General features: G+C 45.5%; 17 protein-coding genes. 12 read left to right on the forward strand and 5 right to left on the reverse strand.

The window, feature by feature from the left end; translation table 11 throughout:
- The first annotated feature begins 7 nt into the window (after positions 1 to 7).
- The 4 genes from bioB to ACN08W_RS00295 all read left to right on the forward strand — a co-directional run bounded on the left by bioB (position 8) and on the right by ACN08W_RS00295 (position 3,025).
- A complete protein-coding gene (bioB, locus tag ACN08W_RS00280; RefSeq protein WP_419106749.1) occupies positions 8 to 1,246 on the forward strand; it encodes a biotin synthase BioB in 1,239 nt (412 codons plus the stop codon).
- A gap of 103 nt (positions 1,247 to 1,349) precedes the next feature.
- Entirely contained in the window at positions 1,350 to 2,252 is a 903-nt protein-coding gene (locus tag ACN08W_RS00285; RefSeq protein WP_419102779.1) for a serine hydrolase, read from the forward strand.
- A gap of 163 nt (positions 2,253 to 2,415) precedes the next feature.
- On the forward strand, positions 2,416 to 2,778 hold the full coding sequence (locus ACN08W_RS00290; RefSeq protein WP_419102778.1) for a hypothetical protein: 363 nt from the start codon (positions 2,416 to 2,418) through the stop codon (positions 2,776 to 2,778).
- A gap of 16 nt (positions 2,779 to 2,794) precedes the next feature.
- Positions 2,795 to 3,025: a hypothetical protein gene (locus ACN08W_RS00295; protein WP_419102777.1), complete on the forward strand. Its 231-nt coding sequence runs from the start codon at positions 2,795 to 2,797 to the stop codon at positions 3,023 to 3,025.
- Between the two features lie 81 nt (positions 3,026 to 3,106).
- On the opposite strand, the gene ACN08W_RS00300 is transcribed toward ACN08W_RS00295, so the two are convergent.
- Positions 3,107 to 3,574, reverse strand: a complete 468-nt coding sequence (locus ACN08W_RS00300; RefSeq protein WP_419101237.1) for a MarR family winged helix-turn-helix transcriptional regulator — start codon at positions 3,572 to 3,574, stop codon at positions 3,107 to 3,109.
- Between the two features lie 433 nt (positions 3,575 to 4,007).
- Positions 4,008 to 4,865 (reverse strand): PRD domain-containing protein, encoded by an 858-nt coding sequence (locus ACN08W_RS00305; protein WP_419102776.1) that lies wholly within the window; start codon positions 4,863 to 4,865, stop codon positions 4,008 to 4,010.
- 637 nt (positions 4,866 to 5,502) lie between these two features.
- On the opposite strand from ACN08W_RS00305, the gene ACN08W_RS00310 reads away from it, so the two are divergent.
- The 4 genes from ACN08W_RS00310 (at position 5,503) to ACN08W_RS00325 (ending at position 8,334) form a co-directional block, all read left to right on the forward strand.
- Positions 5,503 to 6,807: a carboxylesterase family protein gene (locus ACN08W_RS00310; RefSeq protein WP_419108500.1), complete on the forward strand. Its 1,305-nt coding sequence runs from the start codon at positions 5,503 to 5,505 to the stop codon at positions 6,805 to 6,807.
- Between the two features lie 15 nt (positions 6,808 to 6,822).
- The gene (locus ACN08W_RS00315; RefSeq protein WP_419102774.1) at positions 6,823 to 7,242 is read left to right on the forward strand and encodes a fluoride efflux transporter FluC; all 420 of its coding nucleotides are present in this window, start codon (positions 6,823 to 6,825) and stop codon (positions 7,240 to 7,242) included.
- An 11-nt stretch (positions 7,243 to 7,253) separates the two neighbouring features.
- Positions 7,254 to 7,628, forward strand: a complete 375-nt coding sequence (locus tag ACN08W_RS00320) for a fluoride efflux transporter FluC (protein WP_419102773.1) — start codon at positions 7,254 to 7,256, stop codon at positions 7,626 to 7,628.
- 100 nt (positions 7,629 to 7,728) lie between these two features.
- Positions 7,729 to 8,334: a VanZ family protein gene (locus ACN08W_RS00325; protein WP_419102772.1), complete on the forward strand. Its 606-nt coding sequence runs from the start codon at positions 7,729 to 7,731 to the stop codon at positions 8,332 to 8,334.
- Position 8,335: 1 nt separating this feature from the next.
- Here the strand turns inward: ACN08W_RS00325 and ACN08W_RS00330 are convergent, their stop codons facing one another.
- From ACN08W_RS00330 to ACN08W_RS00340, 3 genes are all read right to left on the reverse strand, one after another.
- Positions 8,336 to 9,577, reverse strand: coding sequence for an acetylornithine deacetylase (locus tag ACN08W_RS00330; protein ID WP_419108501.1), 1,242 nt, complete (start codon positions 9,575 to 9,577; stop codon positions 8,336 to 8,338).
- Positions 9,578 to 9,674: 97 nt separating this feature from the next.
- Positions 9,675 to 10,214: a flavin reductase family protein gene (locus ACN08W_RS00335; protein ID WP_419108502.1), complete on the reverse strand. Its 540-nt coding sequence runs from the start codon at positions 10,212 to 10,214 to the stop codon at positions 9,675 to 9,677.
- Between the two features lie 332 nt (positions 10,215 to 10,546).
- A complete protein-coding gene (locus ACN08W_RS00340) occupies positions 10,547 to 12,211 on the reverse strand; it encodes an alpha-keto acid decarboxylase family protein (RefSeq protein WP_419108503.1) in 1,665 nt (554 codons plus the stop codon).
- A gap of 238 nt (positions 12,212 to 12,449) precedes the next feature.
- On the opposite strand from ACN08W_RS00340, the gene ACN08W_RS00345 reads away from it, so the two are divergent.
- From ACN08W_RS00345 to ACN08W_RS00360, 4 genes are all read left to right on the forward strand, one after another.
- Positions 12,450 to 14,537, forward strand: coding sequence for a DUF6541 family protein (locus ACN08W_RS00345; protein ID WP_419108504.1), 2,088 nt, complete (start codon positions 12,450 to 12,452; stop codon positions 14,535 to 14,537).
- 139 nt (positions 14,538 to 14,676) lie between these two features.
- Positions 14,677 to 15,375 (forward strand): glycosyltransferase family 2 protein, encoded by a 699-nt coding sequence (locus tag ACN08W_RS00350; protein ID WP_419102834.1) that lies wholly within the window; start codon positions 14,677 to 14,679, stop codon positions 15,373 to 15,375.
- The gene (locus ACN08W_RS00355) at positions 15,375 to 15,806 is read left to right on the forward strand and encodes a DUF2304 domain-containing protein (protein ID WP_419102767.1); all 432 of its coding nucleotides are present in this window, start codon (positions 15,375 to 15,377) and stop codon (positions 15,804 to 15,806) included. Before ACN08W_RS00350 ends, ACN08W_RS00355 begins: the two co-directional genes overlap by 1 nt.
- Entirely contained in the window at positions 15,803 to 16,681 is an 879-nt protein-coding gene (locus ACN08W_RS00360) for a glycosyltransferase family 2 protein (RefSeq protein WP_419102766.1), read from the forward strand. The genes ACN08W_RS00355 and ACN08W_RS00360 overlap by 4 nt, the downstream gene beginning before the upstream one ends.
- The last annotated feature ends 2 nt before the right edge of the window (positions 16,682 to 16,683 follow it).

Consider the following 16,683-nt stretch of genomic DNA (forward strand, 5'->3'; position numbering starts at 1 on the left):
TGAGTCTATGACGACCAACTTTCTAGAGATTTCTCAACGCATTCTCAACGGCGGACAGCCTGCCACCCGCGAAGAAGCCTTAGCCATGCTCACCGCAGAAGACTTTTCTACCTTTACCCTGGTAGAAGCCGCCGGTCAGCTACGTCGCCACTATTTTTCAAACACCGTCAAAATTAATTACCTCGTCAACCTCAAATCTGGCTTATGTCCAGAAGACTGTACCTATTGTTCTCAACGATTAGGATCAGAAGCCGATATTCTCAAATACACGTGGATTAAACCTGACGAAGCCGTCAAACAGGCAGGGCACGGTATTGCTGGAGGGGCATCTCGTGTATGTATGGTTGCATCAGGCAAAGGCCCAACCAACCGCGATGTTGAACGTGTTGCTGGAATGGTTGAAAGCCTCAAAGAAGAACACCCCGAAGTAGAAGTATGCGCTTGTCTTGGCATCCTCAAAGAAGGACAAGCTGAACGCTTGCAACAAGCTGGGGTTGACGCTTACAACCACAATCTCAACACTAGTGAAGACCACTATAAAGATATTTGCACCACCCACACCTACGAAGACCGCGTCAACACGGTGCACTCAGCTCAGAATGCTGGGCTATCTGCATGCTCTGGTCTCATCGTCGGAATGGGAGAAAGCGACGAACAACTCGTCGACGCAATTTTTGCTCTTAAAGACCTTGAGGGAGATTCTATCCCCGTCAACTTCCTGATGCCTTTTGACGGGACACCCTTAGCTGGCACGTGGGAACTCACGCCCATGCGATGCTTACGCATTCTTGCAACAGTCCGTATGGTGAACCCTGAAAAAGAGCTTCGTATGGCTGGCGGACGAGAAATGCATTTGCGCTCGCTTCAAGCTACAGCATTACACGTCGTTAATTCTCTATTCCTCGGGGATTATTTAACTTCTGTCGGGCAGTCTGCTTTAGACGATTTAAAAATGATTCGTGATGGGGGATTCGTTGTTCTCGGCGCTGAAGACCGAGACCTTGTGGCAGAACATGAAGAATACCTACGTGCTCATCATGCTTTACCTCAAGAGAACATGCCGGCTGCGACCCCCTGTGGAACCAGTGGCTCGGTGAGTGCTTGTGGTGGTTGTTCTTCTGCTGGAGCTTGTGGAAGCTCTCATATTTCAGTAGAAGCTGCTCAAGATTCTGGTCATCATGTAGAGTTTTCGCCTGTTATTACGAGAAAACGTGGCGTGGGTACTGATATCGCCCCTAATGCCTGATGGTTTTCTGATGATACGGTGAGAAAAATAAAGTATTTTTGCTCTTTTCTCACATAGACTGGGGCATGATGTCTTATACGATGCACCAGCACATCATGAGAGGGTGAGTAGAGCCATTATTTCTCGACGTTCAGCGCTAACATTGTGTGGTTTAGGCGGTTTAGGTTTAGCTCTTAATGCTTGTGGTTCTTCCTCCGATCAAGGAAATGATGAAGACCATGTTGCCGTGGAATTATTGGACCGCCAGAATAATCCGCTTAAAGTTTCTGGTGCTTACCGTCAATTAGCTGATTCTCTACGTGGGCTACCAGAGTTTTCTTCCCCTCGTAATTTTTCTCTGGCTCTGCACCGTTATGATACGCAAGAAACTTTTTACTATAACCCGTCATATCGTGGTTATGAAGCGAGCACGGTGAAGGTTCCTATTGCTTTAGCTCGAATGCGTATTGCCTATGAGCATGGAAAATCGTTGGGGCGCCATACCGTATCTTTAGTGAAATCAAGTATCGGGTATAGCGATAATAATTCGACAGTTTTGCTCTACGCCGGATTAGGTGACAACGAGCAGGAACGCTCTGAACAACTCAATCTCACCTATCAAAAGCTGGGTGTTTCTCAGACTCGAGACGGTGGTGGTTGGGGGAATAACCTCACAACAGCTGGAGACCACCTCAAAATTGCGCGAGCGGTCTATGAGGGACTTGATTGGGTGGCTTCATCGGATATGCGCGTTCTTCGTGCTGCTATGGAAGGAGCTGACCCGTCATCGCAGGGGTGGGGTGTTGGTGCCCTCACTCAAAACCCCGGTGCTCAACGCGTACTTTGCAAGAACGGATGGATTGCTGATGATGCTGGCATCTGGTTCATTAATTCTACGGGCGATGTGCTTCATCATGGGAAAACATATGCTCTATCCGTAATGACAACCGGATTCGCAGAGCAACAGCAGGGGCAAGAAGCTAATAGTAAAGTTGCTCAGACGGCATTATCAGTATTATCTTCTTGATAAACACCGTCATCGGGAAAAACTTTGATGATGCTATCAGTCTTTAGGTCTTAGAACGAGAAGAAATATGAACTAGACTTATTGCATAAGATAGCTTATGAACCTGTATAAAGCTCCTCTATGAGCGACGCAAAGACTTACTCAAGGAATTGATTCAATAACCATGAATTTAAAAGATTTTTCTCCAGCATTCCTAACCTCGTTAGCAGGTATTTTCGTGGGAGCGTTGATGATTGGTTCAAGCTCGGTAGTAGTAACGGCTCTAGGATGGTTACTGTTACTGGCGGCCCTCGTTCTTAACGTATTTTCCGTGATGGTTTCTCTCCAAGGTGCTAAAGGTAAGGATCTTCCTAGCTTGATTAGTTCTGTTGTTTCGGATTCTCGTGGTGACGAGAAAAAAGCTATTACTCAGACAGAAGATTCTGAGCCTGAACCTGATACAGAAGCTCAACCCGTGGTAGAGAAAAAGACTGAAAAAGAACAAGAAAAGATTTTTCGTTCCCGTTCTGCTCGCCCACGAAACTAGAAGGTAAAGAACCGGTATGAATACAAAGTTTTTACGTTCTCCGGCGTATCTTATGTCGGTTGGTGCGCTTATTGTTGGTGCGGTGCTAGCTAGTACTGACATGATGATTATCGGGTGGATTGTTTTTGCTGTTGGCCTTGCTCTTAACGCTATGGCGCTAGTTGTTTTGGCTAATCGAGATTATTTACATCATGTTCAGCGTTTAGAAGCGTCTCGTTCTGCACGTACGTCTGGTCGTTCGTCATAACAATACGAAAGCATAAAAAATGCGGTGGTCCTCCATAAATGGAGGACCACCGCATTTTTTATTTCTTTGCATAGCTACTACTTAGATGATGTCGTTGAGGATTCTCTTCATCAGAGTAGACATTGCAACAATCTCATTTGAATCAGTGTTGCGCAGTAGGTTTTGAATAAGGTCAGTGTGCACGGTGCGTGCTGCTCGGAATTGTTTATATCCTTGGGGTGTTAGGTAGACGCCTTTTCCTCGGCGGTCTTGTTCGACGTTGATGCGTTCAACCCAACCGATGTCAATGAGACGACCAACTTGGTAGGTGAGTCGAGAAGGAGAGAGGACGAGCGTTGAGGACAGCTTACCCATGCGCACCACTGGTGGCTCTTTGTCTTTTTTGTACCCTTCTGCAAGTACTGCAAGCACCTGAAAGTCGTCGAGCTTCATTTTGGTATGCGCTCGAAGGCCTTTATCAAGGTATTGGGTAATGGTGCTGTGTGTTTGTGAAAATAGCTTCCAGAGAAGTGTAATTTCCTGTTCGGTAAGTGGATGGGCAGTATTCATAGCAGTATGGAGTGTACCCTTCGTTGGGGAAGTGGGTTGGGGAAATATATTTTGTAGGTTTCGATGATATGTTGTTCAGAAAATCCATTACTGGATATCCATGACAAAATATCAAGTCCACAATCTACATATAGTTTATAGTAAATAATCCCTTAACAGTTACATTATATGCAAAGAAAAATTTTCTCATTACCAGCCGGTAATTTCCAGTTAAGTCTGATATCTACGTCTTCAATTATATAGATTGACCTAGTCAAGAGCGTAAAAATACAAATAATATTAAGATATTAGTCGTTAAAGCTGATAGGAATCTTTACGTTCTATGAGTTTCATCTGAGGGGAATAGTGTCGCTATTGACTTCTAAGAACTTCTTTATTGATAAAACAGGAAAGTTGTTTATTGTGACTTTCGCTAAGATTGTTTAGATAATTGCTAGCTATCAAGAGTTAAATCTTTTGCTAAACGAGCAATATGAATAGTCAGGTAGGTTAACTCATCGTCTGTGAGTTCTTGATCCAATTGCATTTCAAGTAGAAGACGGACTTTTTTAGCGCAAGAAAAAGCTTGAGGATAACTCGTCTTGACAGCCTCGAAAATAGCTGGAGTTGTTGGATCTTGCTGTAGAGGATATTTGCCTTGTTGAGAGCGAACAAAAAGATATCTCAAATGGGTGATAAAACGGACAACGCTCATCGAAGATTGATCAATTTTTTGCCCATATGCGGAAGAAATCACATCAAAAATTTGGGAAAAAATTTCAGTCATGCGGAACGTCGTAGACATATCCGCCGTTGTTAATTGAGAATTGACCAGATGCAATGCTAAAGGAATAGCCTCTGCCTCAGCTAACTTTACGCCTAAACGTTCTTCTACTAATGCAATTGCTTTCTTTCCGAACTCTACTTCTTGAGGATATAACTGGGTCACTTCAAGAGTGAGTGGATAATCCGCGTCAATACCTTCCTTCGCTCGAATAATAGCGAAGTTCAGGTGATCTGCGAGTGGGATAATAAAAGAATGAGAAAGAGATATATCGCTATTTTCACGAACAGAAGCCTCTAATTCAGTGGCAAGGGCAAGAATCTCTGAAGGAATCTCTGACAGAGACCACGTGAGCCTTTCGTCTGAGGTGTTCTGTTCAGGAACGAAAGTCTGTTCAACTTTGGTGGGGTCAAGAAGGTCGCCTTTGCGTTTGCCGAAGGCGAGACCTCTGCCGATGACGACTGTTTCAACACCAGAGTGATTCATAGCGAGGGCAACATTATTGTTGTAGATTCGAGAAATCCGCAAAGTACCCTCCTTCAATAAAACAACTATGAAGCATATATGTCTTCTCTATTTTAGGTGATATGTCGGTCAAGAAAGGGTTTGACCGCTATCATGCCTAGAAGTTTTAGTGGTGAGGGAGCTTTTCTTCCGTGATGACACATGGCTGAAGACGTAGAAAGGCTCGTGCCGGGGGGAACCACAACCACCGACACGAGCCAGTCTAAATGAAACGTACGCATCTCGAGTTTGCATTAGTACGATTCAGTCTCGCGCGCACCCTTTCGGGTGCTAATTTAGTTGACAACACAATAACTATACCTATTTATTGAGCAATGACGCAAGTGGCATTAGATAATTTTTTAACACAGTACCCGTGGGTAACATAGTCAGGTAAACCTTTAGTGTAGTAGAGCTTACTAACGCATTATTATTCCTAGTCAATGTCTTGTTCTTCAACTTTTCTGAACAACTATTGTTCATAGAGAAGACCTATACAGACCCATTTTTATACATAAACCAGATAACAAAAATATTTGATGATAAAGCAGATAACTGTACTAAATACAACACCAATACTGCCCACCGCCAAACCCCACCTCAACAAACTACACTGAAAAGAGTAGACAAAACGCCTTCAAAAGCTCAGAAAGACAACCTCATGAAACTCATCAACACACCAGCAGGAACCATCCACGCCATAGAAGATGAGAACACCATCAAAGCATGCGGAATCCCCTACGCTCGAGCCAAAAGATTCCAAGCCCCATATCCAGTCCGACTAGACGCTTTTGAACAACCCTATATCGCAGACCAACCAGCACCGGCAGCACCACAAAAACTTCGTGGAACACGCTCCGATATACGACAAGCAACACTCATCAGCGAAGACTGCCAAAACCTATCCATCCTCGCACCCACAACAGTGGATCTTAAAAAACCAGTTATGGTTTACCTTCACGGAGGCTCCTATGTTGTCGGCTCAGGAGACGGAAAACGATATAACGCCCACAAACTCGTCACAGAACAAAACCTCATCGTCGTCACTGTAACCTACAGGCTAGGAATACTAGGATTCCTCGGAGGAACACCCCAAAGGCCAGCCAACCTCGGACTGCTCGACGTTAGAGAAGCCCTTCGCTGGATCAAAGAAAACATTAGCTCATTCGGTGGAGACCCCAACAACATTACCGTCTTCGGACAATCAGCAGGAGCAGACCTCGCAACACAACTCATGATTACCGAAAACGTCATCGAAGAAGGACTACTGCACCGTGTCATTGCACAAAGTGCACCTTTAGACATGGTCAACCATAAAGAAAAAATGCCAGCAGCAATGCTCAAAAAAATTGCACACATCCCAGAAAACGCACCAGCTGAAACCTACGCTGAACTCTCCTGGAAAATGATAAGCCTCAACCCGCTCAAATTCGGCTTATATCCTTCGATGATGCCTTTCGGAACACAATATGGGTACTACCCGTTACCAGCCCCAGAACACGTAGAACAAGCATGGAAAAAAGCCGCACCTCACGTACAAGTACTCCTTGGAAATAACGAACGAGAAGCCGCCTACTTTACACCCGCCACACAATACCTCACCTCCATCAGCAACTCACAACCCCTCGAAAAAATCATCCAAAAAACCACCTACGATATTTACGAAAAACCAGCAAAAACCTTCGCCCAAAGGCACCAACAAGCAGGTGGAAAAGCAACCCGATACACCCTAAAAGTCGGTCACCCACTGCACCGCCTACGTTCAGCACACGGAGCAGAACTTTCGCTCCTCTTTGACAACCCCGCCTGGGAAAACTCTAAAATGCTCGCCGGAATGCACCACTATGAAAGAACCCAACAAGGAAAAGCGCTCCGCACCATCTGGGCAGAATTTGCACGAACTGGCACAATACGCGCCGAACTAAAAGACTTAGCACAGATACAATTTTTCTTTGAAGAAAAATAAAGGACACTAGATACCGTGAAACTATCGGATATCCCACAAGGACTACTCGTCTTCTTAGGTGGCGGAACCGGCGCAACACTACGTTGGCTACTGAGCGTCATATTAGCCGTAGACACTGCAACCCAAGTATGGATGATTAACCTGACCGGAGCATTTATCCTCGGACTCTTCCTCAGCTTCCTCTCCGCCTCAGGAGAAGATAATGAGCACCGTCAAGCACTACGCTTACTCATCGGCACCGGACTCATGGGAGGATTCACCACATACTCCTCCTTCTCCGTAGAAACCATCAAACTAGCACAACAAAATCTCTGGGGAGGCTTTGCCCTCAGCTTAGGAGCAACCCTAACCCTAGGGCTCCTCTGCTGCTGGCTTGGAACCCACCTTGGGACATACCTCGGAACTCAATACCGCACAAAAACCTCAACACCATAGAGAAAAACCTCATGAACTATGCACTCATCATCGGTATCTTCATTGCTGGAGGAAGCGGAGCATGGGCACGCTTTACCTGCGACCGATTCGTCAAAAAACTATGGAAAAAACACATTCCTCTTGGTACCTTCCTCATCAACATCGTAGGATCGTTCTTCCTCGGACTACTCGCAGGAACCATCGCATCACAAACCATCACCGACACTTGGATTATCACCATTATCGGCGCCGGATTCCTCGGAGGATTCACCACATTCTCCAGCGCAATGGTCGAAGTCGTCACTCACCTACGTATCAAACAACACCACGCAGTCTATTTTCTTCTGCTCATCCAACCCTTACTAGCACTCACCTGTGCAGCACTAGGATTCGCAATTACCAGCTAACACCACCGCAAAATAACTTGCTATCTTTTAACGACACCACACAACGTGCGCAACACAGATACCCCTAAACCCCAAAACTAACAACAAGGCTCACTCAGATATGCTCGCTGTACACTTCCTCGCCATCGAACAAGCGTTTTACCTATGGGGTTTCTCCTATGCCATCATCAGCATCATCCTGCTAACACTATGGAGCATGAAAAAAATAACTTTTAGCCTACGATGGTTTCTCTACACACCCATCATCCTGCTCTATCTTTGTGGCGTCATCGCAGTCACCATGCTGCCCCTACCAACACCCGAAGAATATACCCACATTTGCTCTGAGAACCCCTACTACCCACGATTCATCCTCGGATGGAGCCTACAATTTGCCATTCGTGATTTCTCCTCCATGGGAATCGGTGCAATACTCACCAGCAGCTACATCAAAGGACTCATCCTCAACGTTGCACTTTTCTTACCAGCCGGTGTCTTCCTCGCACTCCTTGCAAAAACAACGTGGAAAACAACACTCTTCGCAAGCTTCGGGCTATCAATGCTCATAGAACTCACACAACTAACTGGCATTTGGGGGTACTATCCTTGCGCATACCGCACCTTTGATGCAGAAGACCTGCTCACCAACACCATCGGAGCTATGATGGGGTGGGCCATCATCGAATTACTACGACACCACACCCGCAAACAACCCACCAGAGACTAATTTAAAGAGTTGGTCGTGAAGAATACTCCAGCACACGAAGCATAAACTGCTCACATAAACGAATCTGGGAAAGCTCAATCCACTCATTAGGAGTATGTGCCTGAGCAATATCACCTGGACCAATAATGACCGCACTAATACCAGCCTGCTGAAACTGACCAGCTTCCGTACCATACGTAACACGAACCAAAGATGTCGTATCGCTATACTCCTGACCAACCCACTCAAAACCTAAAGAAACCAGTGGATGATCCTCAGGAGTATCTAACCCCGGAACCGCCGCAATCAACTCATGATTCACCGAAACCTGAGAAGACAAAGAACCCTCTGGCACACCCGATAGACGTTCTGCACGCTGGGCTTTTTGTACCATCCTCGGAAGAATATCATTGAAAAGTTTATCCTCAACCGATGCAATAACTTCTTCACGGTTCGTTGCAGGAATCGTGCGGAAATCATATTCCACCACAACGTTCTCTCCCACAATGTTGTACTGCAAACCACCCTGCACAAAATTTGCACCCGCAGTAGAAGTCGGAGTCACAAAACCCTCATCAAAAGGCCCCTCTTCGAGCCACTGCTGCGCTAACTGCTCAATAAACACAATGAACTCGGCGGCCGAAGCAACAGCATTGACCCCATGAGGAGCCAACGACGCATGTTTAGCGATGCCATGAAAAGTAGCACGACCACGATGAGCCGACTTATGCGCCACAATAACCTGCATTGAAGACGGCTCACCAACTACCGCATACTCAGGGCGAACACCACGTTCTGCAAGCTCCGCAATCATACGAGGGGCACCCAAACACCCAATTTCCTCATCATACGAGAACGCAAAATGTAAAGGCTTCACTAAACGTTGCTGATCAATCCGTTCAAGAAGCCACAACGCTACCCCGATAAAAGACTTCATATCAGCAACACCACGACCATAAAGTCGATCACCTACTACCGTCGCACAGAACGGGGCAGTATCCCAACGCTGTCCTTGAACAGGAACCACATCGGTATGAGCGCTAAGAACAACACCACCCTGGCGCGTTCCATCTGCTGCAGGAATCGTGACATACATATTGGCGCGCTCGCCATCATCGCTATAGGTATACCACGGGGTATAACCGTATTTGAGAAACTCTTGCGCAATGAGCTCTAAAAGGATGGCATTAGAAGTTTCAGAAATCGTAGGAATCGCAATAACTTTTTGAATCCAAGGCAACGAATCGGGAAGCGTTGACATCATGAGTCCTTAATCAATCGGTGGTCTGTGTATATCCAGTCTAAAAGGAATTCAGAAATAGTTTTCTAAACTCCTCTGAAAATATGTGTGCGAGGCAGGACTATATTTCGTAAAAGTCGCCTAAGCGGTGGAACTTACGGGCGTGATACACCACCGGAGTCATTGTTGTAGTGTCATGACGAATAAAATCTGTGACGGTTGCAGTTAAGACAACCGCTGGGTCTGCCTCAATTTTCTGAAGAGGTTTCACTCTTAGAACACGGTTAAACCCCTGCAAAAGAGGTTCACCCGTGGGGAGAGTGTCCCACGTTGTTCTACCCTCAAACTTGGGGTATCTGCTGGTCGCAAATTTCTTCGCAACCTCAACATTCTCCCCACTAACTAAATGAATGAGAAAGGACTCCGAATCAACAATTCTAGCTGCAGAACCGGTTCTACTCTGAAAAGAAAAAGCAACAATAGGAGGTGTTGCTGACACCGAAGAAAGAGAAGAAATAGTCAGCCCCGCAGGAAACCCCTGCTGATCTTGTGCCGTAATGATGGCAACTGCTGCTGCCTGAGCTCCAAAACACTCACAAAAAAGTTCTGCTGGAGTCTTTGAAGAAAATACGTGCGATGTAGGTGCCAACTGTGTGCTCATGGCTATCAATCTTTCTTTTGCGGCTGCAAGGTGATACGGGTAAGCCTAAAGGCACACAGCAGAATGCGCGAGGTTATGTCGTTTTGTGTAAATGAGGGCGTTCTATGACGAATATGACGAGGGTATAACGTCACATTGCTAGCGCTTCATATGAATCCTCTAGAGAAGTATCCATCCTAAATTTTTGTAATTACATACTAAAACCGCATATCTGCAACGGCAGAAAACAAGGTTTCACTCAAGAACACTCTCTTAACGGCTCAGGCCTGCTATCTGCGCACGGATAGCAGGCCTGAACTGTATACAAGAAAAATAATGTATTTGATTAGTATTTATGCCTTTTTGTGCATTTCTTCAACGAGTGCACCAAAGTCTCTCAGCAACTGAGGCATATCATTCTTATCGGTCACAACCTCAACAAAAACCAATCGATCTCGAACCTCGCGTGCCACCGTACATGCGTGAACAAGCTCCTCAGAGGTCGTCGCCTTCAAAATGATGGAATTCTCTTCCGTTGCCCCAAAACCTTCTGGAATCTTCTGCCAGTTATAAGCAGTAATATCGTTATATTGAGCCTCTGGCCCATGAATAGAACGCTCAATCGTATAACCCTCATTATTGACAACGAAGATAACAGGATTAAGATTCTCACGAATAATAGTTCCCAACTCCTGAATCGTTAACTGAGCAGAACCATCACCGACGAGAAGAACACCTCGCGAATCACGATCAGCCATCGCCGCACCTAATAATGCAGGAATCGAATAGCCAATAGAACCCCACAACGGCATGCCAATAAAACGAGAATCTTCAGGGAACTTCTGATGAGCCATACCGAAGAACGACGTGCCCATATCAACAACCACAGTGTTCTTTGCATCCAAATGCTGAGGAAGAAGAGACCATAACTGGTGCTGAGTCAAAGGCCCAGAACTTACCTCCACCGAACTATCAGAGGCAAGAATCGACGAAAAATCTGCTGGTAAAGCACCAACCTCCGTAGCAGCCTCACGAATAATATTCAAAGCATCAGCAATAGTCAGCGGGGCAAATACCGCACCAGCAATCGTTGCCCCTTGTGCACCTAAATCAATCACACGAGAAGAGTCAATTTGCTGAGAAAAATGCGCTGAAGTCATATCGGTAAATTCCACACCCGAACAGATAAGAACCTCAGCTTCCTCAACAACACGACGAGTATTCTCGTCAGACAGCGCACCAATGTAAATGCCAGCATAATTCGGCAACGTCTCATCAATCATTGCCTTACCCCACAGAATAGACGCAAAAGGGAACCCTGTGGAGGTCACAAGAGCGTTAAGCTCGCCGACTGCACCAAGACGCTCTGTCATAATATCGGCAAGAACAGCAGTCTTCTTACCACGGATAAAATCTCTCACCGCATGACGGAACTGATCTTCAACCTCAGGATCAGAAAGACGCAAATTCACATCAAGAGGGGTGCTGGGAGCGCTTGCTGGAACACGAGCAACATCCACAGGAACCATCAAATAACCGGGTTTACGATGAACAATAGCTTCGCGTAAAACACGATCAATATCGCTCGTTGCGGTAGCCCTATCAAGAATAGCTACCGAATAATTCACTTCTCTAGCCATGCGCACAAAATGGTTAAAATCCCCATCGCCCAAAGTATGGTGCATACGTCCATGCTGTTGCTGAGCCGTTGTACCCGGCGCTCCAACAATATGAATAACGGGAACATTTTCGGCATAAGAACCAGCCGTCGCATTAATAGCAGATAACTCTCCAACACCGTAGGTGGTGCATAAAACACCTAAACCACGTACGCGAGCATACCCGTCGGCAGCGTACCCAGCGTTAAGTTCATTAGCGTTACCCACCCACGAAAGTTTTTCATGCTCAAGAACATGATCTAGAAAATGTAAATTGAAATCTCCTGGAACACCAAAGATGTCGGTGACACCCAATTCGACTAGTCGATCAAGCAGATAATGACCTACGGTATAAGACATTAGAATAAACTCCTAAACCTAAAATAAAGTGTGGTAACGCATATCGTCTCTAACGATAGCGGTCATACCTCCGATAAACCACCTGCTTTTCGAGAAAGAACTCGCAAATAACTCGAGAAAACAGTGTGTTTTACCTCAGAATCTAAGGCTTTTGTCTTTTCCGCAATAACGAACAGAACGCATATTGTAGGCTGTATAAACGGCTCATTAATACTGCACAGCAAGGAGAACGCAAACTATGGTCTGGCTGGTTACCGCAGTGCCATTCCTCATAGGAATAGCACTTATTCTGCTACCAGGTCTTTTTGTTACCTCCGCACTACGTCTTCGAGGTGTCGACGCAATAGCTATCGCGCCTTCTGTCTCTATTGCGCTTATTACCGTTAGCGCAATGATTGCGCCACTTATTGGACTTCCTTGGAACGTTGGTGTTCCCTTAGGTTTCTCCTTGCTGGTAGCTTTTATCCTTGGCGTTATCTATGCTCTTATCCGCTATCTTCGATGCGAAGACTTCCCTGCAACAGTGCGAAGCAAACGAGCCTTGACTATAACCAAAGGTGCTGGCATTACAGCGCCAGCACTTACACTGCAACGGTGGTTCAGCAAAGAACAAGCAATCTACTGGGGTAGTTTCCTAATCGGGGCGTTATTGCTTCTGCGGAACACCAAAAATGCTATTGGTCGCCCTGAATGGATTTCGCAAACTTTTGATAATAACTTTCACCTAAATGCCATTCGCTATATAGAACAAACACAAAATGGCTCATCTTTATCTATCGCTGGGATGACATCTGGAGACGGCGACGTATTTTTCTACCCTGCTGCATGGCACGATGTTGTCTCACTGATTTTCCAGCTTTCTGGAACAACCATACCCATCGCAACCAATACGATGGCATTGGTGACTTGTGCAATTATCTGGCCACTGAACCTCGTGATGCTCATGAGGAGTATATATCGTTTTAACGCTGCAGCGGTCATGAGTATTGGTGCTCTTGGTGCAGCTTTTACCGCGTACCCTGTATTACTCCTAAATTTTGGTGTGCTTTACCCTAACCTTCTTGGCATAGCGCTCATCCCCTCAGGGCTTGCTCTAATTATTCAAATACTGCGTATTACAGGAATACGTCTGCTGAACACCGCTCAGAGCCTGCTCTTAGGCATTTTCTGTGCATTAGGAATTGCACTATCACACCCAAACGCGATTATGTCACTCTTTGTGATTGCGTTGCCATTAGTACTTGTGCGGATGGTTTTGCAAATAATTCGTTTATCGAAGGGCGCGCTGAGCAGATGGGTTTTTTGCGTGCAAATGGCATCTTTAAGCGCTGTTCTTGCGGTCGTTAATATCCTGTGGGGGATTGTGCGTCCCTCTAAAGAAGCTGGAGAAATCTGGGGTCCTCATATTAGTCAAGCTCAAGGTTATGGAGAAGCCTTAACGAACGCTGAGATTAATAACGTCCCTCAATGGTTTATCACGATTATATTCCTCATAGGAATCTACGCATTGTTACGCCGCAAAGATCGGAATCTGTGGCTTCTTCTGTCGTGGTCTTTTGTCGCATTTTTCTATAGTGCTGCACGATCTCTCCCCTGGGACCAAGACCGTTACTGGGTTGTTGGCATCTGGTATCACGACTCTTACCGATTAGCAGCACTCTTGCCTATTGTTGTGATTCCCATTGCTGTATGGGGTATTCAATACATGACACGGAACTTCTACCAGAGTGTTCTATGGTCTAAATTGATACACGTCCTAGAAAACACTATAAAGAACACGTCACGACGGAAACAAACTCTAGAATCTCAAGCTCGTATCGTATCGACAGCAGTAGTTCTATGTGCTGTGATTTATGGGGGGCAAACTGCTCAAGCTCTTACCCGTCAGATTGAAGACAGTTTCTGGTTCTATGCGCCTACTCACGATTCTCGACTGCTGACGACTGATGAAATAGAAATCCTTAAAACCTTGGATGACTATGTTCCAGCAGATAACGAAATTATTGTGCAACCCTATACAGGCTCTGCTTTAGCCTATGCTTTAGCAGATCGAAAAGTTACCGCTTATCACACCATCTATGTTGAAGAGCCTGAGGTTAAATACGTACAAGAACACCTTAATCAGGCCAAAGATGACCCGAAAGTGTGCCGTATTATTAAAAAAGATAGAATGAATTACTATCTTGACTTCGGAAAACAAGAAGTTAACGGTGATGACCATACGCATCGTTATCAAGGATTTGAGAATCTCAAGAACTCGGGAATACTCTCTGAAGTTCACCGTCAAGGTGATGCTATTCTCTATCGAATCACTGCCTGTAACTAGCGGTATATGAGGGAAATGAACTGTTACACTGAGTAACGATTCACCGAGAACACCCCTCGATGCCATTGCACATACTGGGAGCAAATTTTTGACGAATACACCTGCATCTGATGTGACGCCTCAGCGCGTCCTCGTCATCATGCCCGCGTGGAATGAAGAAACAACTATTGGGCAGAGTATTCGTGAACTACGCGAGACGGCGCCGTGGGTAGACCTTGTTGTGATTAACGATGGTTCTACTGATAAAACTAGTGATATCGCAAAATCACATGGAGCGTTCGTTATAGATCTTCCCTTCAATATGGGCGTAGGTGCTGCCATGCGAACTGGTTATAAATATGCTCAACGCATGGGATACGATATCGCCTTGCAAATGGATTCTGATGGACAGCACCCACCAGAATATATTGATGTTCTTATCAAAGGACTAGAACAAGCTGACATTGTTATTGGTTCGCGTTTTCAAGGAAATAGTACGTATAAAGTTTCTGGTCCGAGAAAATGGGCGATGGGAATCCTATCTTTTATGTTCTCCCGCATTTCTGGAGAACAATTTACAGACGTTACTAGCGGGTTCCGTGCAGTGAACCGTAGAGGTATTGCCCAATATTGTGATTTCTTCCCTGCCGAATATCTTGGTGACACCATAGACTCTACGGTGATGGCGATTCGTTCGGGATGTAAAGTCATTCAGGTTCCGGTTCAGATGCGTGAGAGGCAGGGGGGAGAACCCTCTTCAGGGCCTCTCAAATCTGCTATTTATCTGATTCGCTCGTTCTTTGCTTTCGGTATCTCCATGACACGACGAAAAACAGAACCAGCGGGAAAGGATAACTAATGCCATCTAACGTATTCTTTTTATTTCTTTCTCTTGTTGTCTTCTTGATGGTGATTACTCAGGTGCGTAATCAGAAGATGAAAGAGAAATATGCGGCGTTATGGCTTGTTATCTCAGCCGTTATTATCGTCCTTGCGCTATTCCCTGATGTTCTTCTTCGCCTTGCGGAGTTTACAGGTGTGGTTGTGCCTGTGAACCTACTGTTTTTATTAGCAATTATGATGCTTATTGCGGTGTGCCTGCACTTGAGTTTTGAAGTGTCAAAATTATCAGATGAGACGAGAACCTTAGCAGAAGAAATAGCGATGCTGAAAGCTACCGTAGATCAGGGTAGTCCTCAACAGGTGCAAGAACGCTACGCTTCAAAGAAAACAGCTCAGAGCACTTCTTCTAAGAAGTGCAACCTTAATAACTCACAGGAGAAAAAATGACGACCGTTGATGTGCTTTTCCCGTACTACGGTGATGTGGACTTTATGAAACAAGCGGTGCGTTCCGTTTTGGGTCAGACGAACCCTCATTGGCGTCTTGTCGTAGTTGATGATGGTTACCCCGATGACTCTATCCCTGGATGGTTTGAGTCCCTTAACGATGAACGTATCACCTATATGCGCAACGAAAAGAACCTCGGCGCAAATGGTAACTACACTAAGGCTCTGAGCTTCGTTGAAAATGAACTGGTCACAGTGATGGGTGCTGACGACGTGATGCTTCCAAACTATATTGACTGGTTTATTGAAGCTGCGCAGGCGCATCCTCAAGCTCAGATTTTCCAGCCTGGTTGTGTTGTGATTGATGAAAATAATGCATTGTCGAACACCTTAGTAGAGAAAACAAAAGCTTATTACCGACCTAACACTTCAACGGAGCTTTCTGGTGAAGAACTAGCTGTGTCGATTCTTCGTGGCGATTGGTTGTACTTCCCCTCTCTTGGATGGCGTGCTGAGACTATTGTTGGTCTTGGGTTCCGAGAAGGGCTCAATGTTGTTCAAGATATGGCGTTAGTCCTTGATGTTGCGATGAGTGGTGGGTCGTTATACTACGACGAGGCTGTTGCTTTTATGTACCGTCGTCATAAGGCATCTGACTCTTCTTGGCGTGCTCTTGAAGGAACACGTTTTGATGAGGAGAGAACATATTTTGAGACCATTGCACAAGAGATGTCTGCTTTAGGTTGGAAGAAAGCAGCTATGGTTGCTCGTGTTCATTTCTCATCTCGTATGCATGCTTTGACGTTGTTGCCTCAGGCTGCGATGGCGAAGAAATGGAATGGTGTGAAGAATCTTGTCAATCATCTAGTGAAGTAGAG

Origin of the sequence: Rothia sp. CCM 9419, assembly GCF_048512815.1 — a bacterium.
Lineage (GTDB): Bacteria > Actinomycetota > Actinomycetes > Actinomycetales > Micrococcaceae > Rothia.